Below are 26,149 nucleotides of genomic sequence, written 5' to 3'. Positions count from 1 at the left end.
ACGAAAGCTCGCAGGTTTCGTCAGAACCGGTATCCGAACCGGATCGAACCGGTGTGGGCCTGATAGTCATTGGCAAACGCACCATCATACTGGAATTTGAGCTCCATGCCCTTCCGCTTTGCCAGATCCAGGCCGAAGGTGACATGGCCCACCGTATCGGCAATCGGTGTGAATGTCGAAAAACTGTCCATCGATGAAAGCCCGGCAAAGCGCGCGGTGGTCTCCCAATTGTCACTTGAGAGAAACGATACGCCGAGATCGCCGTAAAGCCGCGCCGGCCAATCCTCCATGAACGGGATCCGTGCCCCGAACTCGATGCCTGGCGTGACCCCGAAAGCGGTATCGGAATTGCCGTCGACCATCAGGTTCATCGCACCGGCGCCCGTTTCGGTATAGCCGTACTGGTGCATGTTGATGACGTCGAAGTCGACCTTCGGGCGCATGTAGTATTCATCGCCGAAGGCAAATTCGTACGACGCACGGGCACGGGCAAAGAACATCGCCGAATCCGGCTCGCCGCGTGCCGTCGCTGAAAGCGTATCGAGATTGATATAGCGCTTGGAATCGCCCCAGTTGTAGCCACCGCCTCCGACGAGGCCGAAGAGCCAGGGGCCCATTTCCTTCTTCAGCGCAACGGCACCGGTGAAGGATTGCTGCTCCATCTTCTCCGAGCCGCTGTCATTGCGGAACCAGCTGTTCTCGTAGGTCAGCCCCGAGCCAAGGAACCAGCCGTCGGAAAGTTCTGTTTGCCCGCCAAACTGCAAACCACCGACGGACTGCGTATAGCCGGAGGAATCGCCGTGCGCGCCTTGCGTCGTCTCGCCGCCAAGCACGCGGCTCCAGACACACGAGCCCTCGTCCATCAGCACGCCCGTCGTTTCAAAGGCGGGACATGACAGAACGCTGTTGGCTGCGGCAATGGCGGCAGACGGCGAATCAGCCAGCGGGGCCGCTGCCGTTTGTGAGGCCAGCTCCAGCAGCATGTCGGAGAAGGTCTCCGGTTCGGCCTGATGGAATGCACCGAAAGCCGCGCCAAGGGATATTTCGTCTTCGCCGAACTTCACCTCAGTCGCACTGCCATCGGCGATCCTGTCCCAGGCCTGCTGCATCGCCTTCGAGACCCCGCCGGCATTCCTGCCCAGTGAAACACCGTTCCCGCTGAAGTGGGCATCATCCACGGAAAACCCGTGCCAGCCCTCGGCGGATTTTGTCACATCGGTAAAGTCGAAAACCAGAGAGGACAGCGCCGTGATCGTCGACGTATCGGTGCCCTCGGCCATCAGAAAATCGGTGCGCGTATCTGGAAGCAGCGCATTGGCGTTGACATCCACACCCCAGGTACCGGCGAAATCCCCCGCGATCAGAAGTTTGTCGGCTGTGCCGTTTTCCATGTCGACATCGACATTGGTGAACAGCCCACCCTTGCTGGACGTCTCCGTCCGCCAGTCGATCCTGTCGCTGCGCTTGAAATAGCTGAACGGCGAGAACGTGGTCGAAAGGCCGAGATCGGCAACATTATAGGCACTGCCACCGGATTTTGTCCCGACACCCAACAAATCGCCGGTAAACTGCGTCTCTTTGGTGTTCCATGCACCGCCGGGATTGATATTGCCGGCGTTGAGAACACTGTCGACATCGGCGATCGCACCGGTCACGAAGGTGCCCATCCCCTGGTTCAGGAACAGGGTTGTACCGGCCAAAGCCGCCGTCTGGACCATTCCGTTCGCCGCGGAAGACGATGACGTCGCGAAGTCGTGCTGCACGATATTGCCGGTGAATGTGCCGGAATTGCTGGGCGTGACGCTGGTCTTCTTGGCCGCCGAAACATAGAGCGCGCCGCCCTGAAACTCTCCGTCCACGGCGGCCGCTTTGGACCCCGTCAGCGTCCCGCCCTCGTCCAGCGTCAGCGTCATCGTATCGCCGGTGGTCTGGGCCCAGACGCCCCACGCCGTCGGGTCGTTGACCGTAACAGAGCCACCGATCGTCACGGAGAGTGAACCGGATGACGTATTGCCATCCGCATCAGAACCTTGCGTGTTGTTGAAACGACCGAGTGTGCCGGCATAGGTCTTGCCGTTCTGGGTGAAGATGCCGCCCGACCCGCCAATGGCCTGGGCCACGATGCCGTGGGCGTATTTGCCGGTGGTCTTGACCGATGCGCCGGCGTCGACCGTAACGTTGACGATGCCGGCGCTATCCGCGTTGCCGCTGTCGGAATAGTAGTAATTCGAACCGCTCGACGTGCCGCCGTAATAACCGTAGGTCGCATTGAGCTTCTGCGCCAGATCGGCCGAAACGCCGCCGCCGCCGGAAACGCTCTGCGCCAGTATGCCGAAAGCGCCATCGCCCGAGGTGACGATGGTGGCCTTGTCTTCCAATGAGATATCGACGGGGTGAGCACTATTCGGCGCCTGACTCTGGACGAAACCGGCCTTGTCGAAACTGTTCGCAGCCGCCGTCAGGAAGCCGCCGCCGCCGCTGATCGACTGGCCGACAACACCGACAGAGCGTTTACCGGACGTGCCGATATAGCCGGAATGATTGACCGTGACATACTCCCCGTGAGCGCCACCGCTGTCGCTCCCGCTGCCGAAGGTGGAACTGATGACACTGGAAATGCTCTCGTCATTGACGGCGCTGGAGGTGCCGAGGGCGACACCCGCAAAACCGCCGCCGCCGCCGATGGACTGCCCCAGAATGCCATTGGCGTTATCGCCGGAGGTGGTAATCTTGGTACCTGCAATCGTATCGATCGTCACATTGCCTGCGCCGCGGTTATCGGCGGACTGCCCTTTCGCGCCGAATTTGACATTGACCTTGTCCATGGCATAGCCGGTCTGGATCGCATGACCGCCACCGCCGCCGACCGACTGGGCAATGACGCCGTTCGCAGCAAACCCGCTTGTGTATATGTTCGCGGCATAAACGGTGACATTGCCACCATCGCCGGCCGCACCGTTACTCGCCCCGAACGAGATCGTCGAAACGTCGAGATCGGCTTCCGTCGCGGCGACCGAAACGCTGTTGGCGCTTGACGACGTCGCGGCCGCCCCACCGCCGCCGCCAATCGACTGGGCCAGAACACCGTGCGAAAAGGAGCCATAGGTTGTGGTCGTGCCTGTGGACTGGGACGAGCCCTTCTGTTCGACGCCAACATAGACATCACCGCCATCACCGCCGCTGCCGCCCGAGGCACCGGTATTGGCTGAAAGCGTGACGGCCACGTCAAACGAAGGATGCGCCTTTACCCAGTCGGTGAACTTGACCTTGCTTTCCTTCTCGAACTCGAAGGCATGGCCGATAGAGCTGGTGCCGGAGCCGCCCTGGCCGCCGCCGCCGCCAATCGACTGTGCAACCAGCCCGGCAGAGGAGTCTCCCTTGGTCAGGATCGTTCCGTTGTTCCATGCATAGACATTGCCGCCGGTTGCACCTTCACCGCCGGTCGCACCAATTCCGATTTCAAGTTTGTTGTCGGCGTTAACATCTCCCGTACCGCCGCCGCCCTTGCCACCGCCACCGCCAATCGACTGGACAAAGAGACCGGCCGCGTTCGATCCGGAGGTTTTGACAGAACCGGTATCCGCCACACCGCCATAGGCCGAACCGCCATCGCTGCCCTCACCGGCGTCTCCACCGATCGCAAGCGACACGTTGAAGGTAGAGCTGCCGAAATAGTCAATGCCGTCAGTCTCGCCGGAACCGCCCTGTCCGCCGCCGCCGCCAACCGACTGAACAAGCATACCGTCTGCGAAATCGCCATTGGTGGCGATCGCGCCGTAATTATGGGCGAAGGCTTTTCCGCCGCCGCCTGCGGCTCCGCCCTGGCCCCCGATCGAGAAGGTGAGCGTGGCAGTGACGGAGTCACCTTCCAGCTTTTTCTGAAGCTCAGCCTCACCACCGGTCACCTTGGCAAAGGCGCTCTGAAAGGTTGCGGTTCCGGCAGCAGCCGTTGAATCGCCCCCTGGCCGCCGCCGCCGCCGATGGACTGGACGTGCAGGCCAAGCGCGCCGTCGCCTTGCGTCGTGGCGGAGCTGCCTTTTTCGAGAATGACTTTCGCCTCCGCGCCGTCGCCGGCAACGCCGCCATTGCCGCCATGGGATACCGACAGCGCAAGCGCGAAACTGTCACCTTTTTCGTCGAAAGGCAGCCCAAAGGCCAGCGACTTGGCGCTCGAAGTACCGCCATTGCCGCCGCCGCCGCCGACCGACTGCACCAGAATGGCGGTGGCATCGTAACCGGTGGTCGAGACCGCACCCGAATGGGTCAGTTCCGCACTGCCGCCATCACCACCTGCGCCGCCATTGCCACCGGTTGCGATTGCGATGGCAAAGGTTTTGCCGACAGAGACCGATTTCGCCGCGCCGCCACTGCCACCGCCACCGCCAATCGACTGAACAAGAATACCGAGACCATTGACGCCCTCGGTTGCCAGCTTCGTTCCTGATGTCGTGGTGACATCGACAGAGCCACCATAGCCGCCATCGCCGCCATAACCGCCGATGGCATCGGCAAAGCCGACGCCCCAGGCTGTCGCCTTGCCGCCGGCACCGCCGCCGCCGCCGATCGATTGCGCCACGATGCCGGCGGCATAGTCGCCGGAAACCTTTATATTGCCGCTGGACTGCACGGTAACACTGCCGCCGTTACCGCCATTGCCGCCGCTGCCGCCGACGGCAACGAACAACCCCTTCTTGTTGCGGCCCGTACCACCGCCACCGCCGATAGACTGGGCGACGATACCGTGCGCATCCGCGCCGTAAGTGGCGAGGGCGCCATCGTTTTTGACCGAGATTGAACCGCCGTCAGAACCGTTGCCGCCGGACTTTCCGCTGCCGCCAATGCCGCCGATCGCCCCTTTGCCGGTATTGTCGCCGCCACCGCCGCCGATCGACTGCGCGAGAATAGCAATGCCGCCGCCAAGCGGCACATCGCTCGCACTGTTGGTGCCCGTTTTTCCCGCCGCATATCCGCCATGGGTGGTAATGCTGGCCTTGTTGATCACCTGAACGCCAGCCCCGTGGGCACCGCTGGCCTGGCCGCCGACAGTCTGGCCATCCGTATCATTGACGGCTGAATAGGAGCCGTAGGACGTGGTCGAAATCGATCCGCTCGAGGTCAGGATCCCGCCGCCGCCGCCGATCGACATGGCGACAATACCGTGGGAATCGATACCGTAGGTTTCAATTGCACCGGTATTGTAAACATAGGCCTCGCCGCTTGAGTTCGAGGCGATATTGGCATCACCCCACTGAAAACCGCCATTGCCGGACCAAACATAGATGCCGCCGCCCGCACCGGACGAAACCGTGACAATGCCATGGGAATAATCGCCCTTGGTGGTCACTGACATCGCGTTTTGCACATAGACATTTCCGGATGTGCCGCCTATGCCGCTGCTGCCACTATCCGTCGAGGCTTGTGAGGCAATCTGGCCCAGCCCGCCGAGCGATGTCGCCACGATGCCGCTGGAGTTTTTCCCGGATGTGCCAATGCTTCCGCCGCCCGAAAGCTTGACCTTAACCGTGCTGGCCGCACCACCCTGTTTGGACGCGTCATAATAATCCAGGCTGGAACCGCCATAGCTGGCGGCAAGAATGCCCGCTGAACTATCGCCCGATGTCTTGATTGTGGTGCCGGAAGCACCGTAGAGCGTGACGTTGACAGCGCCGCCATCGCCGCCGTCATATCCGCCGCCGGAACCATTGGTGTTGACCGGCCCCTGCCCGCCATAACTGATGGCCGCCAGTGCAATGCCAGTTTTGCGATCGGCAAAGGTCCAGTCTTCGCCGATTTTTCCGGCGGCAACCGTCGAAACGGTACCTGCAAATGCGGTGTCGCTGGAGCCAAGTGTCAGAGTGGCGGTACCGGCCTTGCCGCCAATGCCACCCTGCGCGCCGCCCGCCGATGTGTTGTTCGGGCTGTTACCGCCGTATGAGGCGACGAAAACCCCGCCGCCGGCGCTGGTCGATGCGATCGAGTTCACATCGCCGGAGACCATCACCGTTGCATCTTTGCCATCGCCGCCGGTCTCCGCCCATGTGGCGCCGCCCCGGCTGATCGCGACGATCCCGAAACTTGTGGCGGAAATGTCGGCTGTCGTGCTGACGTTAACGGTTCCGGCATCGCCGCCATAAGTGGCATAGGCCATTCCGCCGCCGGAGACGGCATAAATGCCATGCCGCGCGGCCCCCTGAATGGCTGCTGTATTGGTAACCGAGACATTGCCCCCAGCGCCGCCGGAGTATTTGTCTGCATCCTTAACCTCGGCACGGAAATTAAGGCTGCCGGCAGAAACGACGGATATCGCGTCGGAATGCGATTTCTTGTAGAAATTCGTTCCGCCGCCCGGCGCCGAAAACGAGATCATCGAAGAGACATCGCTTCCAGAAGAAACGTCGATGACCGCGTTGTTGGTGATGGTGATATTCAGACCCGGCTGCGGATGGTCCGGCGGGCTGGAAAAGTAACCGTAATAGACATTGCTCGACTGGTACCAGGTCATCGCGCCGCCATAGGCATATTGCGGCGCGGTCACGTTTGAAGACGATGAAATCGTGCAGCTGAATGTTGTCGAACTGATCTTGTCTGAGGCGTTGACGTAGCTGCTGGTCGAACTCGGACTACAGACTGCCTGGGCATAAACGCGCGTGTAACCACGTGAATAAAAAGGCATGGGCACGCCGGCGAGCGTCCCGACAAGCGCTGTTGAATGAAACAAAACAGAAGATGCAATCCATCGCCCCTTGCGACCGATTTGCTTTCTAACCGGCTTTGAATCGGGGAGGTTCTCCGAGGGATAACACCGCTTTTTTTAGCCACAATTCGTACTCCGGCACATCTGCATCTTGGTCACTAGTGGAGAATGACAAAAAGAACTCAATTCTACCATATTTTTATTTATTAACACCAGAATAAGTCTAGACAGGCCCAATACGGACGTGACGAGGAATACCGCTTTCAAACCGAGCGAGATGGTGAAGGGCTGCCCCATACGCAAAGCGGCAAACGCACGGCGGTTCGAGGTCAATCGCATCACCGACTATCTGTTGCTGAACTTGCGCGGGCTATCGGCATATGCCCCTCTTGGCTACACCCAGAAGAAACTGATCGATCGCGCCCGAACCGCAGGAGCAGATGTTCGGCACCAAGAGGCGCGGCGCCGCTTCCGGCCCTAGCTCAAAAACGAGAGTCGTTCCTGATCAGGTCTGCGGCCTTTTCGGCGATCATCACAACGGGCGAGGCCGTGTTGCCGGACACGATTTTGGGCATGATCGAGGCATCGATGATCCTCAGACCATCAATCCCCCGGAACCGCAGTTGCGGATCGACAACGGCCTCGCCATCGATGCCCATGCGGCAGGTACCGACCGGATGGAAGATCGTGGTTGCGATGTTGCCGGCTGCCGAAAGCAGCGCATCATCGCCCTCGACTGCCGGTCCGGGAAGAATTTCTTCCGGGCCGTAAGGCTTCAGCGCCTTCGCCGTCATGATCTTGCGGGCCTGTCTGATCGAGGCGACCGCAATATCCCTGTCCTTGGCAGCCGAGAGATAGTTCAACCTGATTTCCGGCTGTGCCGTGGCGTCAGCAGTCGCTATGTGGCTGGCTCCAACGCTTTCAGGCCTGAGGTTGCAGACCGAAATCGTGATGGCGGGAAAGGTGTGAAGCGGTTCCCCCAGCCTCTCGGTCGAAAGCGGCTGAACGTGATATTCGAGGTCAGGCATCTCCAGCGACGGATCGGATTTCGTAAACATGCCGAACTGGCTCGGCGCCATCGACATGGGTCCCGATCGCGTCAGTCCGTATTCAAGCGCTATTGCCGCCTTGCCGCGAAGAGAGTGGACCATGGTGTTAAGTGTCTTTGTGTTCTTCACCTTGTAGACCGTGCGTATCTGCAGGTGGTCCTGCAGGTTTTCCCCCACGCCCCGTCTTGCGAAACAGGGGGCTATCCCAACGGAAGAGAGCCGCTCCGGATCGCCAACGCCGGAGAGTTCGAGGATTTTTGGCGAGTTGATCGCACCAGCACAAAGCAACACTTCAGCCTTTGCACACGCCGTGAAGGCCGCGTCCTTGTGATGAAACAGGACGCCAGCCACCCGTCGGTCCTCGATGATCAGCCGTTCGGTCTCGGCATGCGTGACAAGGCGCAGGTTTGGCCGCTTCAGGGCGGGCCGCAAAAAGCCCTTGGCAGTGTTCCAGCGCACGCCGTTCTTCTGGTTCACCTCGAAGAATCCGCTGCCCTCATTGCTGCCATCGTTGAAATCAGGGCGCGGCATGATGCCGAATTCCTTCGCGCCCTCCTGAACGGCCTTGAGAATGTCCCAGCGTCCTCGCTGACGGGCGACTTTCCATTCGCCGCCACTGCCATGCATCGCGCTCGCGCCCGCATGATGATCCTCGGATTTCAGGAAATAGGGCAGAACATCATCCCACGCCCAGCCGACATTGCCGAGCTGACGCCAGTGGTCGTAATCGGCGGACTGGCCGCGCATGTAGATCATGCCGTTTACCGAGGAGCAGCCGCCCAGCACCTTGCCGCGCGGATAGACCAGGCTGCGCCCGTTGAGACCCGGTTCGGCGGCGGTCTTCATCATCCAGTCGGTGCGCGGATTGCCGATGCAATAGAGGTAACCGACAGGTATATGCACCCAATGATAATTGTCCGAGCCACCCGCCTCCAGCAACAACACGCGGCAGGCCGGATCCTCGGTCAGCCGGCTGGCGAGAACACAGCCCGCCGTCCCTGCCCCGACGATGATGTAGTCATAGCTGCCGTCCAGTTTCATCCCTCGGTCTCCGAAGCCGCAAGATCACGCCACACCGGCTCCATTGCCCGGATCGCACGATTCCATATTTCATAGCGCCTGTCATAATGGGCGCGCATTTGCGGATCGGGCTCAAAGGTACAGGCCGGCCGGGTCATCCTGGCGACAGCCGCCGCCTCATCAACATGGATGCCGACGCCAACGGATGCGGCGATCACAGCGCCCAGAGCGCCGGTTTCGCGCGCTTGCGCGACGGTGACCGGGACGCCAAGCCCATCAGCGAACACTGGCGGCCAATGTGGAGAACGCGCCCCGCCGCCCGCAAGCGCCGCCCTGTCGAAGGTTACGCCGGCCTGCGCCAGCACTTCGATATGGCGACGATGCTCGAACATCACGCCCTCGTAGAGCGCGCGCAGCAAGTGCCCTTCCCCATGCCAGCCGGCGAGGCCGAAAAAGCCGCCGCGCTGATGCGCGCCCAACCGACCACCATAGAGAAAGGGGTGAAACATCGGATCTTCAGGTCCCGGCGTCACGCCGCCGACGGCGTCATTCACAAAGCCGAAGGGATCGTCGTGATGGCCGCCGCGCTCCACGCAAGTCCTCACATACCATTCCAGATTGGCCGCCGACGTGGCGCTGTTTTCCATGTTGGCAAACCGGTTGCGGCCATAGGCCGAGATCATGAAGACACGATCATCGCGCACCGGGACTTCGGAAAAGACCTGATTGACCGACCAGCTTCCAACAATAATCGAGGCCGCCCCCTGCCGACCGCGCCCGAGCCGAGCGCGGAGGCCACCACATCGAAATAGCCGGCGACCACCGGCGTGCCCTCGGCAAGTCCGGTCGCCTCCGCCGCAGCTTTGGTTACCGTACCAACAATACTGGTCGGCTCAACAAGCTCCGGCAACAGCCTTTGGGCATCTTCGAGACCATAGAGCGCAAGCAGATCACTATCATAGGCGGCCTCAGGCAAACGAAGCAGACCGGCGCCCGACATATCCGAAATCTCGCTCGCCCTTTGGCCGGTCAGATGCCAGCCTATGACGTCCTTGGCGAAAAGCAGCGTCCCCGCCCGCCTATATATGTCCGGACGATTGACCTTCAGCCATGCAAGCAGCGTCGGGGTTTGCGACGGCCATGGCCGCTGGAGGCAAATGGCGTGAAGCGCATCGCCTCTGGCCGCATCCAGTTCACCGGCAAGCGCCGCAGCTCTGGTGTCAAGCGACTGTATGCCGATCAGAGCTTCGTCGTCCCTGTCCAGCAGGTAGAGCCCGTTGCCGTGCCCTGCCATGCCGATGGCGGCGATCGCGGATGGCGGACAACCACTGGCCTCAAGACAGCCCCTGATCGCGACCCGGGCATTGTCCCAAAGCTCGGCGACGGATCGTTCAATCATACCGGGCGCGGGCGTGTCGGTTGCACCATCAATGGCATGAGCGGCAATCTGCCGTCCCTCGAGATCGAACAACACCGCCTTGATCACGGTGTTGCCGGCATCCAGCCCCAGCAGATATCTTGCTTGATCAGCCACGACTATAGATTTCCCACGCTTCGTCGCCGCCGGCGCCGTAATGGATGATCGCCATCAAGGCCGCGACCACCGCCGCCGGACTATCATGCTGATAGATGTTGCGGCCATAGACCATGCCTTTTGCGCCCTGCGCTATCAAGGTTGCTGATTTGCCCAGCACCGCTCTCAGATCTTCCTTGCCACCGCCGCGCACCAGCACCGGCACGCGCGCTGCCTCGACCACACGATGAAAATCCTCCGGATTTTCGGTCGGGTCAGCCTTGATGATGTCGGCGCCCATTTCGCTTGCCAGCCGCACCAGCGTCACGATCTTTTCGACGTCGCCATCGACCTGATAGCCGCCGCGCACATCATTGGGCAGCATTACCAGAGGCTCGATCATCAGCGGCATGCCGTATTTGTGGCAGGCCGCTCGCACACGCGAGATATTTTCCACGCACTGGCGGAAAAGCTCGGGCTCGTCAGGCAGCATGAACAGATTGACCACCACGCAGGCCGCATCCATCTCAAGCGCGCCGATGATAGGTTCATCCGCGTTCTGCAGCATTGACCACATCACCCGATGACGCTGGTCATTATAGGGATTGCCCATGTCGATGCGCATCACCAGCGCCGGCTTGTCCTTTTCCGTCCGGCCCTGCAACAGGTCCGCCGGGCCATAGGCCATCTGAATAGCGTCAGGCCCTGCCTTGATCAGCCTGTCGACCACGCCGGCCATGTCCTCAAGGCCGACCAGGAAACCGGGCTCGTTGCAGACCCCATGGTCGATGGCGACATCCAGGCATCCCCCATTGGTGAACAATCGGTTCATGCGGGCTTTCGTGCTTATGCGCATTGCCGGCTCCTTGTCTCTGCTCTCTGTTTCAGAATTTCCGGCGGGACCCCGTGATAGTCCCGCAACTCTTCGATGACCGCCTGACATTCTCTCGCCTGGCGGGCGTCATCCCAGCCCAGCTCTTGCGCCATGACCGCGGAAATAGCCTTGATCTGCTCGTGATCAATCCTGCCGGTGATGGCAAGCGACGTCCGGCGCAGAATGATATCGGAAAGGTGCTCGACATGCTCATCGGCAGTAACCAAGGCGATTTCCGCGGTCGTGAGTTCAAGTCCTTCAATCGGCGTGTCATCCGCTCGGGTCGCCAGAGCCGGTAGCAGGGTCCGCGAACGCGTTCCGTAGGCGTCCGCCATATGCGTTGCGCGCGCCTGGCTGATGCCAAAAGTATCCATCAGCTCGCTGACCAACAATTCGGGCCTTTCCGGGTAATCGCGTCCGCCGCCGATCGGCAGCGCCTCGGTTCGCGTGACCCGCTCACGCCCGAGTTCCGTCAGCACGGCATCGGCGGCCTGCTCTGAAAAAGCCCTGAACGATGTCCATTTGCCGCCAACCATGCAGAATTGCGGCACGGGTCCGTCAATGCGATGCACCTTGTGGTCGCGCGAGATCCGTCCCGTGAAATCGTGGTCGCTGACAGGCAGCGGACGGATGCCGCTGTAGCTGAAGACCACTTCGCTCTGGTGAATGGCGATTCCAGGAAAAACCAATTTCAGAGAACCGAGTATATAGGCAAGCTCCTCGTCCTCGCAGCGCGTGCGACCGGCATGCTGAACCCTGATATCCGTCGAGCCGGCAAGCACCTTGCCCAGATAGGGAAACACGATGCAGACGCGGCCATCCGCGTTCTCGAAGTAGATCATGTGACCGTTGAGCCCCGCAAGGAGTCGGTCATTGTCGATAATGAGGTGCGAACCCTTCGTGCCTGAGACCAGTTGCCAGCCCTCTTCCCCATGCGGCGCGATCTTTGCGTTCACCTCATCGAGCCAGGCGCCGGATGCGTTGACGATGACGCGGGTGGATAGAGAGTAGCTATTGCCGGTCTCCTTGTCCGTTACCGTATAGCCCTCGCCCTGTGGGCTGATCTCGGCATAATTCAAGGCAATCGAAGCCGGCGCGGCGCGCTCCGTATCCAGCACCAACTCCACACCCAGCCTTTCGGGATAGGATATCCAGGCGTCGTAATAGGTGGCCGAGCAGCGCAGCCTGCCGGTGAGCTCCGGCCACCTCCGACGGGTCTTCGCAGCGCCGCGGAATGTGTGTTTCGGCAGCCTGCTTCGCCCGCGCGTAATTATGTCGTAAAGGGTCAGGCCGAGTTTGATTGGCAATGCGCCCCGGCTCGATGGCTTGCCCGATCCGCCGAACAGGGTTGCCGCCGAATTGAACAGGCCGGATAGATAGGAGGTGACCGGTATGGTTGTCGGCAATGGCCGGACCATATGCGGCGCGTTGGCAAGCAGGGCGTCGCGCTCGGCAAGGGATTCGCGGACCAGGTCGAACTCGCCGTTTTCCAGATAGCGCAGGCCGCCGTGGATCATGCGCGACGGAGCGGCGCTGCAGCCAGAGCAAAAATCGTTTTGCTCCACCAACAGCACACGAAGACCCTGCAGCGACAGGTCCCGGAAAACCCCCAGACCATTGATGCCCCCCCGATCACAACGACGTCAAAGACGCCGTTTGCGGCCAGTTTCTTAAGGATTTTCGCTCTTTGCGCAGACATAGGGTCTCCGTTCGCCGGAGTGGGCTCCGGCGTTCTCAAATTCCAATATTGCGGTCGGTTAACCGTCCAGTTCGCTCAGATGGGTCGCAATAGCACTGCTGATGATTTCCCTTTCCTCCCCAGAAAGCGTGAGCCGACCCGCCGCAGCGTTCTCGCGCGCCTGTTGAGCATTTCTCGCGCCACACAGCGAAAAGGTGATACCCGGCTGGGCCAGCGTCCATGCAATCACCACCTGCGCCAGACTGGCGTCGCAAGCGCTGGCGATCGGTTCGATCGTGTCCATCAGGGCCGCGACCTTCCGCCGGTTTTCGAGTGAGAAACGGGGATTGTCCTTGCGCTGGTCATCGCCGCTGAACGTCCGGTCAGGACCGACCTTTCCGCTCAGAAGGCCCAGCGCCAGAGAGGAGTAGCTCAGCACCGAAACGCGGTTGCGTAAGCAGACCGGAAGCAGCGTGGTCTCGATATCCCGTTTGACCATGCTGTATTCTTCCTGGATTGCGTCGAGTTCTCCCGCGGCCAGATAAGCAGCGATATCATCTGCCGAAGTATTGCTAGCGCCGATCGAGCGGATCTTCCCTTGTCGTTTCAGCTGCTCCAGCGCCTCCATCGTCTCATCGACGGGCGTTGTCGGATCCTGCCAATGGGTGATGTAGTGATCGATATAGTCGGTCCCGAGACGCTTGAGGCTCTGCTCGATTTCATAGACGATCGATTCCTTGCCGAGATATCGATGGACCGGTTGTCCGTCGTAGTCGAAGAAATGATTGCCCTGCGGCGTATGCCAGACCAGACCACATTTAGTTGCCAGAACCACCTTGTCGCGCCGCCCGGCAAGCGCTTTTCCGACGATCTCTTCGGCCAGCCCCTGGCCATAGGCGGGCGCGGTATCGATCAGCGTGATGCCCTCATCCAGGGCGGCGTGGATGGCCTCGATGGAGCGCACCTCGTCCGTGCCGCCCCACATCCAGCCGCCGATTGCCCAGGTACCGAGACCGACCACGGAGGCCTCGATGCCGGATTTACCGATCGGGCGTTTTGACATTTCATGCGACATTTTTAGACCTTTCCATTTCTGCGAGGACCGCGTTCACAGTCCCCTCATCCAGGATCAACGAGATCCAGGTATTTTCCGCTCAGAACCGTCTGGATCGGGCGAACCTTATGCTGGCCGGAGGCGACGCCGATCACCGTTCGGCAACCTGAGATCTCAGAGGGCGCGACAGCGACCAGCCGCGAGTTCAGTTCGTAATTCGCGAGGTTTCCGCCCTCCAGGATCAGATGGGCCATGAACTCCGCCGATACGCCTAGCCCGACCATCATCTTCCGGTCCTCCTCCGGAACCGGGTTCAGATCGTAATAGCTCGATCCGCTTGGCTCGATGGAACCGATGCCCGTGAGGGCAAGGTTGGCGGCGCGCGCCAGATCGAAAACCTCGCGCACGGAGGACATTTCCTTGAGCATCTCGCATTGCGCCCGGCTTTCGGCGAAAAGCGGCGCATGGACCATCAGCGCCCTGCCCCCCAGGCGTTCGGCAAGCCTCGAGGCCAGATTGTTGACGTCGGTATAGAACTTCCCCTGAACGCCTCCCGTCAGCGGCACCACGGTGACATCGAAACTGCGGTCGGCGACCAGATTGTCGACCGTCGCGCTGACGGCCTTACCGCCGGTAACGGCGATGACGTCGCCGTCGCGGACATTTTCGAGGATCACGCTGGCGGCTGCCTTGCCGACCTGCTGCAGGTTGGTTTCAGCATTCGCGGACACGGTCGGCGTGATCACTGCAGACCTCAGGGACGTCGCTTGCACCAGTGCCGCTTCAAGCTCCATCAGGCGCTGATAGGGAGTCTCGATATCGATCCGAACCATGCCGAGTCTGCGCCCCTGGGCGATCAACCGGTTGACCTTGGAATGCGACAGGTTGAGCCGTTGCGCGATTTCCGACTGCTTCATCCCCTCGAGGAAATGCAGCACCAGAACGGTGTGCATCTGGCGGGCAGTTTCAAAATCAAGATTGTGGTCGGGCATGTCCGAGGCCCCTTCTATGCACGCACTTTGTGGAGGTAATGATCGATCGAAACAGCCGACAGCAGGATCGACCCGCGAATGATGTCCTGCCAGTAGACCGATACGTCCAGCAGCGCCAGCGAGCTGGAAACCACCGACAGCAGGACCGTGCCAAGTATCGCACCTAAAATCGTGCCCGAGCCACCACTGAGACTTGCCCCGCCGATGACGGCGGCGGCAATCACATTGAGCTCCATACCGATACCGAAGGTCGGCTGGGCCGAGCCGAAACGCGCCATATAGATGATGCCGGCGACGCCGCAGAGTGCCGAGCACAGCGTGGTCGTGGAGAAGATCACCCGCTTGGTGCGAACGCCGGAATAGGCCGCCGCCTTCTCGTTGCTGCCGGTGTAAAACACCTTGCGGAAAAGCGTGGTCCGGCGCAGCGCGAAGTCGAATGCAACAACGACGACGAGAAAGATAACAATCACCAGCGGCACTGGCCCGATCGTGCCCTGCCCGATGAACTTGAACTCCGGCGGCAGGGTGTAGAGCCCGAGCGGGCGTCCTCCGGTCGCCAGCAGGCATATGCCGCGCGCGATCACCATCACCGCCAGCGACACGATGAAGTGATGCAGTCCAACGCGTGTGACGAAAAAGCCCATGAAAGCGCCGATGCCTGCGCAGGCCGCAATCGATATCGCCGATGCGACCCAGGGATCGACCCCATGGAGATAAAGCCAACCTCCAATCACCATCGCCAGTGCCGTTACCGAGCCTACGGAGAGATCGATGCCGCCCGATATCAAAAGGATCGTCATGCCCACCACCACGATGCCCTCAACCGCAAAGGCCATCGCCATCGCCCGCATATTCACCCAGGTCAGGAAATAAGGCGAGGCAAGGGACATCACGATAAACAAAGTAAGAATAATCGCGATCAGTCCCGTCTCGCGCATTCTGAACAGTTTCTTCAGCGGGCTTGTACCGCCGCGTCCCGGCTTTGGCGCTGACATTTCCATAGCACTGTCCACCTCACCCTCCCTCAGGCAGTCTGTTTTCGATGATCAAGCACGGATGCCAGATGCATTATGTTTTCCTCGGTCATCGCCTCACCAGCGACCTCGCCGCTGATACGCCCCTCGCGCACCACCAGGATGCGGTCGCAGATGCCGATCAGCTCCGGCAGTTCGGACGAGATCGTCACGATGCCGACGCCTGCCCGCGCCAGTTCGCGCAGAATGCGGTGAATTTCGGATTTGGCGCCGACATCGACGCCGCGCGTCGGCTCGTCGAGAAAGATCAGCTTCGGATTGACCGACAGCATCTTCGCGAGCGCCACCTTCTGCTGGTTTCCGCCTGACAGCGACGAAACCGGATCGCTGAGACGGCCATATTTGAGGTTGAGCGTGCGGCCAAGCCGCTCGGCCAAGCCGTGCTCTTTGCTGCTGCTGATCAGCCCGCCGAAACCGGAGATCTGGTCGAGGTCAAGCGCCGAAACATTCTCCGCGATCGACATATCCAGAAAGACGCCGTCGCCCTTGCGGTCCTCGCTCAAATAGACCATGCCGGCGGCAATGCTGTCGGCATACTCGGCAAGCGCTAACTTTTGACCGTTCAGCCATACCTCGCCTGCTACATCGCCTTCGAGACGACAAATACCCTTGACGATCTCGCTGCGACCGGAGCCTATCAGCCCAGCGAAACCGAGGATCTCACCTTTCTTCAGCTCGAAGGATATATCTTGGAAGCGCCGAGCCTCGCTCAGCCTGTCGACTTTGAGGACAATCTCTTCGGATACCTCCGCGGGAGACTGTTTTTCCGGGTAAAGCTTGTCGATCACCCGCCCGACCATGGCGTTTACGACATCGCCCGGCTCGATATCGGCGACATTGTAGGTGACGATATACTGGCCGTCGCGAAACACGGAAACACGATCACAATTGTCGAAGATTTCAGCCATGCGGTGCGAGATATAGATGATCGATATCCCGCGATCGGCCAGGCGGCGCATGATCGCAAACAACACCTGCGCCTCGGTTTCCGTCAGCGCCGCGGTCGGCTCATCCAGGATCAACACCCGGCAATCCAGCGTCAGGGCCTTGGCGATTTCAACCAGTTGCTGGCTGGAGATTGAAAGATCGCGCACCAGAGTTGCGGGATTGATGTCGGCAAGTTCCTCAAGAACAATCTTCGCCTTCTTCCGCAGAGCATTGTAGTCCATCAGAAACGACCGGCTCACATTGGTTGCGGCCATGAACATGTTCTCCGCGACCGTGACGTCCGGGCACAGTGCGATCTCCTGATGCACCAGGCCGATGCCGAGGTGTTGGGCCACCGCGGGAGACGATATCCGAACCGCCTCGCCATCGCGAATGATCTCGCCGCTGTCAGGCTGCAGGATGCCGTCGATCACATTCATCAAGGTCGACTTACCCGCACCGTTCTCGCCGGCAAGCGCGTGGATTTCCCCCTGCGCAACTCGAAATTCACGCTCTTCAACGCCTGGATGGCGCCGAAAGATTTGCTCACATTGGCAATTTTCAGGATCACGTCGTCGGTCATGGCGAGCGCCCTTAATCTCGGATTGAAACTGCTGCGGACGGTGGCGGCCACCGCCACCGCCCATGATATACCCTTGCGAAAGGGCTCAGTTCACATCGCGACCTTCCATGTATGTGTTGAGGTCGAAGCTTTCGGCGTTCTCTTTGGTGATGACGGCAAAGCCGTTGTCGGCAAAGGGAATCTGAAACGGGTTAAAGCCAGAGACCTTGTAGTCGTTGAACGGATCGAACACGTCACTGTGCACGGCGAAGAACGTCGCCAGAAAGCCGAGAAAGCCCTGCATGCCCTGGTTCGGGCTGAGCGCCATGTGAATATTGCCGGCCTTGATCTGCTCGAGCGTCGCCGGCGTGATATCGGCATGCATGATCAGCACGTCGGCGCCGGTTTCGTTGACGGCCGCGACCGCGCCCTCGGCAGAGCCCGCTTCCGGGATCCACATCGCGCCGAGATTGGGATTGGCCTGGAGAATGGAAGCCGTCGCCCGATAGGCGGCATTGCTGTCCTGATTGGTTGTCTGCCGACCGACCAGCTTCATGTCCGGGTAGTTGTCTTCCATATAGGAGATCAGCGCCGTGACACGAAGATCATGGTTGGATTGGCCAGGATTTTCCAGAACCGCATATTCGCCGTCTTCGCCGATCTGGCTGACGATCTCCTCCGCTGCGAACTTGGCTTCGGCCAGATTGTCGGAGGTGATGTAGGAGGTTCGCTTGGAATTCGGCGAGTCGGCCGCAAATGTCACCACGGCAACCCCGCTGTCGACGGCCTGGTTGATCGGCTCGATAAAGGGATCGGCCTGCATCGGATGCAGCAAAACGCCCGCCGGCTGCTTCACCAGATCCTGCTCGAATGAGGCAATCTGCTTGGTGATGTCGTAATCCGGCGTTCCGGAGAAGAGGGTTTCACAGCCAAAGGCGTCAGCCGCCTGCTTGAAGCCCTCATATACCGGCACCCAATAAGGGTGCGCCGAAACCATGACATTCATGACATAGGTTTCACCCGGCTCGCATTTGATTGTATCGGCCGAAGCCGGCGCTGTGCCGGAGACAAATGCTGCAAGCGCCAGAGATGTCACCGCACCGCCCATAGTAAGTTTCATCATTTCCTCCTCCCAGAAGACCATGATCCAAGATCATCGGTACGCAAAAAAAAGTACCGCACGAAATTAATATCACGCAACGCAATTTATTGCGCATCTGGACGTTAGGCGGCAGAGCGGAACGCTGTCAACACACTTTGATATTTTCCCTATAGAGTGAAATATATTGCAATAGCAGAAGTGGCTCGGGAAAACTGAACAGGCGAGATAAGTGGTTTTTGGCTCTTCGATCCGGCATCATGCCGTCAGCAGGAGCCCTTATGACAAGAAGGCCCCGCTGCAATCACAGCCCCGCTTTCCAAGCGAAAGTCGCGCTTGCCGCGATCCAGGGCGAAAAGACGATGGTGGAGCTTTCGCAGCAGTTCGGCATCCACGCCAACCAGATCAAGCAATGGAAAGATCAATTGCTCGAAGGCGCGATGAACGTCTTCGATGATGGGCGCAAGGAAGACGCCGCGCCTGTCGTTGACGTCAATAACCTTCATGCGAAGATCGGCGAACTGACGTTGGAGAACGATGCTCCGCCGAGCCACAGGTCTCGGCTGCGATAACCGGCGCGCTCGGCAAGGCCGGATTGCTGAGCGGAAAACGATGATCGACCGGAACCATACCCTTCCCATTTCCCGTCAGGCCCGGGCTCTCGGCATCAGCCGTGGCAGTGTCTACTATCTGCCTCGGGCGACATCGGCGGCAGATCTGGCGCTGATGCGCCGGATTGACGAGCTGCATCTGGACTACCCCTTCGCCGGAAGCCGGATGCTGCAGGGGCTTTTGACAGCGGAAGGCCATCACGTCGGGCGGCTGCACGTCAGAACGCTGATGAGGAAGATGGGTATTGAGGCCATATACCGCCGTGCGAACACCTCGAAACCGGCGCCGGGCCACAAGATTTATCCGTATCTCCTGAAGAATGTTGCGGTCACCCGCCCCAATCAGGCCTGGGCACTCGACATCACGTATGTGCCGATGGCGCGAGGCTTTGTCTATCTCTGTGCCGTCATCGACTGGTTCAGCCGCCGGGTGTTGTCGTGGAAGCTTTCGATCACGCTGGAAGCCGCGTTCTGCATTGAAGCCGTCGAGGAAGCGCTCGCCCGATATGGCAAGCCCGAGATATTCAGCAGCGATCAGGGATCGCAGTTCACATCTATTGATTTTACCGGCGTTCTGAAAGACGCCGAGATCAAGATATCGATGGATGGCAAGGACGCATGGCGCGACAACGTCTTCGTCGAGCGGCTTTGGCGGTCTATCAAATATGAAGAGGTTTATCTTCACGCCTACAAGACGGTCGCAGAAGCCCGAGCCGGGATCGGACGATATCTGACCTTTTACAACAGCCGCCGTCCGCATTCATCGCTTGACCGGAAGACACCCGATCAGGCTTACTTCAACGCGCTGCCCGCGATATCAGAGGCAATATAAACAAGGCCGAAAACCACTTAAGAACGACCATCAGCCCGTTCAAACAAACCGAGCCGCCTCAGGCGTCCCGTCGTTCCCTTGCGCCAACTGACCTGTCGCCACTTCGCGTCTTCAAGCATGGCCTGCGCACCCATGGATTTGACGTCCGGCAAACGTCGCACACGGGGGCGACCGTGCCCCGCGACCGGGGAAATCAGTTGAACATTGGAGGGGTAAACCTTCTGGTGCCGAGGGATACCCACGGCCCAGCAAAGGCCACATGCGCTCAGTACCTGCCGGAACGGAGCGGAAAGCCCGTAACCGGAATCGGCCAGCACGCAGCCGAAGCGCACTCCTGCAGCGATGACACGATCGATCTCTTCAATCGAGATCTCGGGCTTCGTGTGGTATCCCTGCAAGGGCGCAGGCACACCAGCTTTCTCCATGCGCGTGACATCGCTCGTCCAGCTTTCTGAAAGAAGCAGCCGCAAGCTCAGAATCACCGCAATTTCGCCCGAGGCAATCGAGCAGAAGATCAATGCGCTGGATCAGGCAGCGCCTCTTCAGGGGTGGGAACTGCCGGAGGAATTCTCAACGCTGCCTCGCCTGATGGAAGGCCGCATGGCAAAACATGGCTGGCGAGAATACGTGCAGGTTCTTCGACTGCTGGAGGTTTTTGAACGCGTCGACCTGCATGCGGCGGTACTGCGGTTTGCTTGCCACTGAACGTGCAATGAAAAGTGTAAAATTTCATCAAAATATTTCAGATTACGATGTGAAATCAATGTAGGAGATGCCAAAGGAGTGCTCTCCGCGCGCATTTAGCCCCGAGTGGCACAGGTGTGACTGGGTGACCTCATGAGTGCTGTACTAATGCCCATAGAAGGAAATCTATGAGAGCAGTGTGGGTGCACAGTACGAAAGTTCTCCAATTGTTCTTGTAACGTTTATGCAAGAAGGTCCTGATTTCTCGGAAATGAGCCTTCTTTTTCCGGTTTGGGACCAGAGCGGCGGAGTTCGAATCTCTCCCCTCCGACCATTATCCCAAAATGTCTGTGAAAAAGAGCTTCAACCGTTGGTTCCGGTATTTTGCCGGAGTGCGTAGAATTCGCGCTTCTTGCGGTACATCTCGGCGTCTGCACGGCGCACTGCCGATTCGATCGTTTCGCTTGTCTCGCAGATCGCCATTCCGGCGGAAATGCTGATCGGAGCATCGGCATAGAACTGGTTGTTGACCTCAAGGACCCTGTAGATTTCTTCAAGGGCGACCTCTGCCGCCTTGCTATCGGCGCCGGGCATCAACACCGCGAATTCGTCACCGCCGATGCGAGCGGCGCAGTTCGGCAGTGAGACCGATTCGTTCAGGACCTCACCAAGCCGACGCAGCAGGCTGTCCCCGGCGTCATGCCCCAGCGCGTCATTGGATTCCTTCAGGCCGTTGAGATCGATGATCAGCAAGCCGACGGGACGAACTCTCTTGCGTTCCAGCCGGTTGACCTCTTCGGTGTAGAAAGACCGGTTATACAGCTTGGTCAGAACGTCATGGCGGCCAAGATATTCTAGATAGGCCTCTGCCTTCTTGCGCGCGGTAATGTCAGTCAGCGAAACCAGGACCAGCGACCAGTCTTCTTCATGGCCGGGAAAAACCGAGAACTGAAGCAGGACGTAGCGTTCGGAGCCGTCGAGAGCATAGTTCATCACCTCGTGGGAGTGCAGCAGCCGGCCCTCCCAGAGGTCGATCAACTGCTCGCGGAAATGGTCCTCGACATCATCGCGAAACACGACATGCTGGTTTTGCAGCAGCACCTGGCGATTGGGCGCGCGGAACATATGAAGCGTGGCCTGATTGACGTCGATAACGCGGATTTCTCCGAGACACTGACGTATAAATTCCGGATGTACGTCCAGGAAAACTCTCAGGTTGACGATATGGCGTGCCCGCAGTTCGGCGAGCAAGGTGTGGATGCGCGAAAAGTCTTCGACCCAGAGCGAGACCGGCGAATGTTCGAACAAGCCTTGGGCGTAGAGCGACTGGAACCTTTCGCGCCGATGGGCTTCCTCGCGTTCAGTCACATCCTCCGTCGCCAGCAGGACGTAGTCTAGCGTTTCCTCGTGGCCCGGCAAGACCTGGCCCCGCAGCTGAACGTCGAGCCGTTTGCCAGAGAGCGTGTAGTTCACGGTGTAGCTGGTGAAATTCAGCTTGCCCTCGAACAGTTGTGCCAGCTCGTCGATATGAGTCTCGAGCATTTCGTCCCGGAAAACGGAACCGATATTGTCGACAAGCTCAGCGGTGTCTCTGGCCTCGAAAAGCTCCAGCGTCTTGCGATTGACCTTCAGTACGCGGATGGCATGGGCACATTCAGCAACACGTGACATGTCCTCGCGCAAAAACGGGATGATATCGCTAACACCGTTCGTACGCCATTTGTCGAAAATGACCTTTACTGCACTGAAATCCTCGACCCACATCGCGATTGGGGCAAGTTCGAACAACTCATGCCCGGAGGTGCTTTCGTTCGACATGCTGCTCATCTGTTCGGCGGGCCTTTCCTCATATATTGGATGTCGCTGCAATTCTAGCAATGCAAGCGGCCGGTCTCCTGGTCGTTGTGCATGCGCACTTGAAGATTTGTAATCTTAACGTGCTTCTGGTGCTCTGCAAAGCTGTGCGGGTTGATCGCATCAACGTTTGACGGGGAAGTGAATGACGAGCGCAGCGGAAACGAGCGTTTTTTAGCGCACAGCGCCTGTAGCGGGTGTTTTGACCGCGCGGTTGGAGGCTGCAGTGGCTGTCCGGATGAGACTGTCTAAAATTTTGTGCCGTGACGTTATTCCAGAACATAAGGAAACGTTGTCGAACCTGATGGCGAGCTGGCTTTTGACGGCGTGGCATTCGCGCACTGAACGTTTCCACCCTGTGAAGCTAGCATTGAGGGTCAGATAGATCAACTTGGCCGCGGCCTCGTCACTTGGGAAGTGGCCTCGGGCTCTGACGGCGCGGCGGATTTTCGAATTCAGCTCCTCGATGGAATTCGTGGTGTAGATCAGCCGGCGCACTTCGGGCGGGTAATCGAGAAACGGGATGACCGCGTTCCAGGCCCGCCGCCAACTCGGCGCGATCGCCGGATAGCACCTGGCGAGATCGCTGCCCTCAAAGGTTGCCAGCGCCTGTTCCGCCGCCTCGACGTTTCGCCCGTGTAGACCGTCTTGAGCGCCCTGACGACGGCCTTGTGGTCCTTGTCGCTGGCGAAGTTCATGGAATGGCGGAGGAGATGTGACGATACAGGTTTGAACCTGCGTCCTTGGGAAGGCCGCCTCGATGGCCTGCGGAAAGCCCTTGAGACCGTCGACGGCGGCAATCATGATGTCCTGAACGCCCGGTTGTGCAGTTCGCCAAGCACGCCGGCCCAGAATTTTGCGCCCTCATTGGTCTGGAACCACTGGCCCAGAACGTCGCGCGTGCCGTCCGGCAAAACGGCCAGTGCCACGATGGCCGCCTTGTTCGAAACCGCTCCGTCGCTGCGGATATTGGCCCGGATCGCATCCATGAAGACGATCGGATAGCAGGGCTCCAGAGGGCGGTTCTGTCATGCCGCGACCTCATCCATCACGGTATCGGTGATTGCGGAAATCAGGCCGGGTGACGTCTCGACGCCGTAGATCTCCTCGATATGCCCCTGAATCTCGTGGGTTGTCATGCCCCTTGCGTACATCGAAATGATCTTGCGGTCGATATCAGGAAAACGGCGCTGGTATTTGGCGATCAGCACCGGATCGAAGGTGCCGTTGCGCTCGCGCGGGATGTCGATGACCACCTAGCCGCTGTCGGTGGTCACCGTCATGCTGCTGCCATTGCGGCGGTTTGCGGGCCGATTATGGCCTTCGGGCACTGCGTCAGCCTGTTCCTCATCGAGATCGACGTCCAGCTCGGTGTTCAGGACACGTTCGGCCAGGGCCTTCGTCAGTTCGGACAGAAGACCATCCTTGCCGAACAGATCACAGGGCGAACGCCCTTCCATCAGGTGGTCCAAAAGGTCATTGTCGGTGCTCATACGTGGGGCTCATCAAAGAGCAGTTACCACGCAAGAGCACAAAATTCGGGATAGACCCACGGGATGGTGGATTTTTTGAGCGCTTGTGGCGCCAGACCTTGATTTTTATTGCCCGAAAGCGAAAATTGCTTCAGAAGAACCGAAGTTCGGTGCGCCAGTCGGCGCGCAACCCAAACGGAGCATACAGGATGTCGGCGAAGATCTATCGTCCCGCCAGAACGGCAATGCAGCAAGGCCAGGCCAAGACCCAACAGTGGGTGCTGGAGTTTGATCAGCAGACACCGCGCACGATCGACCCTCTCTTCGGTTATACCTCGTCTTCCGATATGTTGCAGCAGGTGAAGCTGAGCTTTGAAACGCAGCAAGAGGCGGAAGACTACGCCCGCCGCCACGGCATAGCCTATCGTGTTATTGCGCCGAAGGACGCCAAGGAAAAAGTCGTTTCCTATTCCGACAATTTCAGATCCGACCGCATCCAGCCCTGGACACACTGAAAGGCCGTTCTTTTCACCATGAAAATGGTTGCAGCTTGCAGGCAGATGAGCCTTAACGGTTTCCTCCTCATTGTGTTTGTCAGATTGGCAGGTTGTCTTTTCAAAACGGATGGGTCATTCATTCCGCCCATGTTCCACGCGCCAAACCGGCCCCTTAGCTCAGCTGGATAGAGCACCGGCCTTCTAAGCCGACGGTCGCAGGTTCGAGATCCTGCAGGGGTCGCCAATCTTTTCAATTTGCTGCCAATGAAGCATAAGAGTGCACGAAATCGTCATTTCTCGTGCACCCCGAGTCACCAAAATTTTCTGAATCGGCCCGTTTGTTCAAAAAAACATAATAAAAATAGATATTTGATGCAACTTTGGTCCAGCATTTTCTGGAAAACCGAGCCCCGCGCCTCCGCCGCAAAACGGAGCCGCCCGTTCACCTCCTTCCATATTTTCGCGATCTACCCCGGTACGGCAACTGATGACGGCAGCTTCGCGCCCCCATTCCGGACATTTGGTATAGCGTGATTTCCTATCTAGAGGAGACGTTCAATAGTTATTTCAATCGAGCACTATTTCTGTGACCTCGGATCGCAATGATCTATCAAGAACGCCGCGCAATCACTCAGTTTCAGGGGCCGGGAACACACTTGCCCAATCGTGCTTCATGCTGATCACGATCCAGCCGCTCGCCTCAGCCTCATCCACCGTTGCCTGAGAGAGGTGACCGAAGTTTGTGCCTGGCAGCCCACCGGCCGGTCCGTAAGCGTATTCTCGGTCCGCGTCGTCATGGTTCACCAGAAGCGCAAGTCGTTCGCCCGGGCCGGCTGTGGTCCATTCGAGCATCTGCCGGTCGCCATCGGAATTTCCGAAGGCCATGACGGGGCGTTTGCCGATTGCGGTGTTGATGCCGACCGGTTTGCCGCCTTTGTCGTCGTTGAACGCAAGAGATGGCAGCCGGGTCAGTTGTGGCGCGCCATCGACAATTTCATACTTCGTCTCAACCACGGAGCCCACGACCTGCTGGGGCGGGATACCGTAAACTGCGTTGGTGATCACACGCATGAACTCGATGCCGCCGCCAGAAACGATGTGGGTCTGGAAACCTTCCGAAAGGAGATAGTCGAGTATTTCCAGCATCGGCTGATAGGCAAGTTCGGTATATGGCCTGTCGAACCTTGGGTGACGGGCGCTGGTGAACCAATCGGCGACAGCTTCGGAAAACTCGTCGGAACTCATGCCTGCATGGGTTACTGCAAGAAGCTGCGCCACCGCACCTTCTCCGGCTGCAGCAACGCCCTTCATGTCACCGGCGAGCGCCGACTTGAACGGTTCGGTTGTCTTCCATTCCGGATGCTCCGGGGCCAGAGCCTTTAGCCGATCGAACATGAAGGCCAGCTGGGTATACATCGGGTGCTCATTCCACAAAGTGCCGTCATTGTCGAAGACAACAATCCGGTCCTCCGGCGCCACATATGCGTCGTCTGTTTCATCGGCGGCAGCCGCCACGAAGTCGAGAATGTTCTGTTTCGTATCGCCGTCATTCCATGAGGCGAGCGGCTCTGCCTGCTGTGCACCCGCCTGGGTGATGGTCAAAAACAGAAAGCAGGTGGCCAGTAAGGTTCGGCCCAGTGCGGCCATGCTCATTGTCGAGTACCCCTCGCGCGTGATCAGAAGCAGCCCCGCAGACGAAGGTC

12 protein-coding genes, 1 tRNA gene and 6 pseudogenes are annotated in these 26,149 nt (G+C 59.3%); 4 read left to right on the top strand and 15 right to left on the bottom strand.

Annotated features, from left to right (window positions below):
• Window positions 1–20: 20 nt before the first annotated feature.
• From AC0L7L_RS06345 to AC0L7L_RS06295, 11 genes and pseudogenes are all read right to left on the bottom strand, one after another.
• On the bottom strand, window positions 21–3,905 hold the full coding sequence (locus AC0L7L_RS06345; protein WP_473512815.1) for an autotransporter outer membrane beta-barrel domain-containing protein: 3,885 nt from the start codon (window positions 3,903–3,905) through the stop codon (window positions 21–23).
• The gene (locus AC0L7L_RS06340) at window positions 3,902–6,673 is read right to left on the bottom strand and encodes a beta strand repeat-containing protein (RefSeq protein WP_473512810.1); all 2,772 of its coding nucleotides are present in this window, start codon (window positions 6,671–6,673) and stop codon (window positions 3,902–3,904) included. The genes AC0L7L_RS06345 and AC0L7L_RS06340 overlap by 4 nt, the downstream gene beginning before the upstream one ends.
• 503 nt (window positions 6,674–7,176) lie before the next feature.
• The gene (locus tag AC0L7L_RS06335) at window positions 7,177–8,784 is read right to left on the bottom strand and encodes a GMC family oxidoreductase (protein ID WP_473512807.1); all 1,608 of its coding nucleotides are present in this window, start codon (window positions 8,782–8,784) and stop codon (window positions 7,177–7,179) included.
• A pseudogene (locus AC0L7L_RS06330) lies at window positions 8,781–10,297 on the bottom strand (FGGY-family carbohydrate kinase). Before AC0L7L_RS06330 ends, AC0L7L_RS06335 begins: the two are co-directional and overlap by 4 nt.
• Complete coding sequence (locus tag AC0L7L_RS06325) at window positions 10,290–11,132, bottom strand: class I fructose-bisphosphate aldolase (RefSeq protein ID WP_272210909.1); 843 nt, start codon at window positions 11,130–11,132, stop codon at window positions 10,290–10,292. The pseudogene AC0L7L_RS06330 and the gene AC0L7L_RS06325 overlap by 8 nt, the downstream one beginning before the upstream one ends.
• Entirely contained in the window at window positions 11,123–12,724 is a 1,602-nt protein-coding gene (locus AC0L7L_RS06320) for a glycerol-3-phosphate dehydrogenase/oxidase (RefSeq protein WP_473512801.1), read from the bottom strand. Before AC0L7L_RS06320 ends, AC0L7L_RS06325 begins: the two co-directional genes overlap by 10 nt.
• 183 nt (window positions 12,725–12,907) lie before the next feature.
• Window positions 12,908–13,903, bottom strand: a complete 996-nt coding sequence (locus AC0L7L_RS06315) for an aldo/keto reductase (protein WP_473512798.1) — start codon at window positions 13,901–13,903, stop codon at window positions 12,908–12,910.
• Window positions 13,893–14,874: pseudogene (locus AC0L7L_RS06310) on the bottom strand (sugar-binding transcriptional regulator). Before AC0L7L_RS06310 ends, AC0L7L_RS06315 begins: the two are co-directional and overlap by 11 nt.
• Window positions 14,875–14,888: 14 nt before the next feature.
• The gene (locus AC0L7L_RS06305) at window positions 14,889–15,869 is read right to left on the bottom strand and encodes an ABC transporter permease (protein ID WP_473513802.1); all 981 of its coding nucleotides are present in this window, start codon (window positions 15,867–15,869) and stop codon (window positions 14,889–14,891) included.
• 29 nt (window positions 15,870–15,898) lie between these two features.
• A pseudogene (locus AC0L7L_RS06300) lies at window positions 15,899–17,418 on the bottom strand (sugar ABC transporter ATP-binding protein).
• Window positions 17,419–17,503: 85 nt separating this feature from the next.
• Window positions 17,504–18,520 carry a substrate-binding domain-containing protein gene (locus AC0L7L_RS06295; protein WP_473512794.1) on the bottom strand — a complete coding sequence of 339 codons (1,017 nt, stop codon included), beginning with the start codon at window positions 18,518–18,520 and terminating at the stop codon, window positions 17,504–17,506.
• A 257-nt stretch (window positions 18,521–18,777) separates the two neighbouring features.
• On the opposite strand from AC0L7L_RS06295, the gene AC0L7L_RS06290 reads away from it, so the two are divergent.
• Window positions 18,778–19,939, top strand: a protein-coding gene (locus AC0L7L_RS06290) for an IS3 family transposase (RefSeq protein WP_272211536.1) whose coding sequence is annotated in 2 segments (ribosomal slippage) — window positions 18,778–19,037 and window positions 19,036–19,939 — 1,164 coding nt in all. Because the reading frame shifts where the segments join, the coding sequence is not laid out codon by codon here.
• 56 nt (window positions 19,940–19,995) lie between these two features.
• Here the strand turns inward: AC0L7L_RS06290 and AC0L7L_RS06285 are convergent.
• A pseudogene (locus AC0L7L_RS06285) lies at window positions 19,996–20,457 on the bottom strand (transposase); the annotation flags it as partial.
• On the opposite strand from AC0L7L_RS06285, the pseudogene AC0L7L_RS06280 reads away from it, so the two are divergent.
• Window positions 20,441–20,623, top strand: a pseudogene (locus tag AC0L7L_RS06280) (IS21 family transposase); the annotation flags it as partial. The pseudogenes AC0L7L_RS06285 and AC0L7L_RS06280 sit on opposite strands and share 17 nt — an antisense overlap.
• Window positions 20,624–20,986: 363 nt before the next feature.
• On the opposite strand, the gene AC0L7L_RS06275 reads toward AC0L7L_RS06280, so the two are convergent.
• Window positions 20,987–22,441 carry a sensor domain-containing diguanylate cyclase gene (locus AC0L7L_RS06275; RefSeq protein WP_473512788.1) on the bottom strand — a complete coding sequence of 485 codons (1,455 nt, stop codon included), beginning with the start codon at window positions 22,439–22,441 and terminating at the stop codon, window positions 20,987–20,989.
• A 210-nt stretch (window positions 22,442–22,651) separates the two neighbouring features.
• Window positions 22,652–23,937, bottom strand: a pseudogene (locus AC0L7L_RS06270) (IS256 family transposase).
• A gap of 221 nt (window positions 23,938–24,158) precedes the next feature.
• On the opposite strand from AC0L7L_RS06270, the gene AC0L7L_RS06265 reads away from it, so the two are divergent.
• Window positions 24,159–24,464 (top strand): ETC complex I subunit, encoded by a 306-nt coding sequence (locus AC0L7L_RS06265; protein ID WP_473513801.1) that lies wholly within the window; start codon window positions 24,159–24,161, stop codon window positions 24,462–24,464.
• A 148-nt stretch (window positions 24,465–24,612) separates the two neighbouring features.
• Window positions 24,613–24,690: transfer RNA gene (locus AC0L7L_RS06260), tRNA-Arg, on the top strand.
• A 383-nt stretch (window positions 24,691–25,073) separates the two neighbouring features.
• Here the strand turns inward: AC0L7L_RS06260 and AC0L7L_RS06255 are convergent.
• Window positions 25,074–26,093 carry an HAD family hydrolase gene (locus AC0L7L_RS06255; RefSeq protein ID WP_473513799.1) on the bottom strand — a complete coding sequence of 340 codons (1,020 nt, stop codon included), beginning with the start codon at window positions 26,091–26,093 and terminating at the stop codon, window positions 25,074–25,076.
• Window positions 26,094–26,149 lie beyond the last annotated feature (56 nt).

This window comes from Martelella sp. K41-7, assembly GCF_055808365.1.
This window is presented reverse-complemented; position numbering and strand designations above follow the sequence as displayed.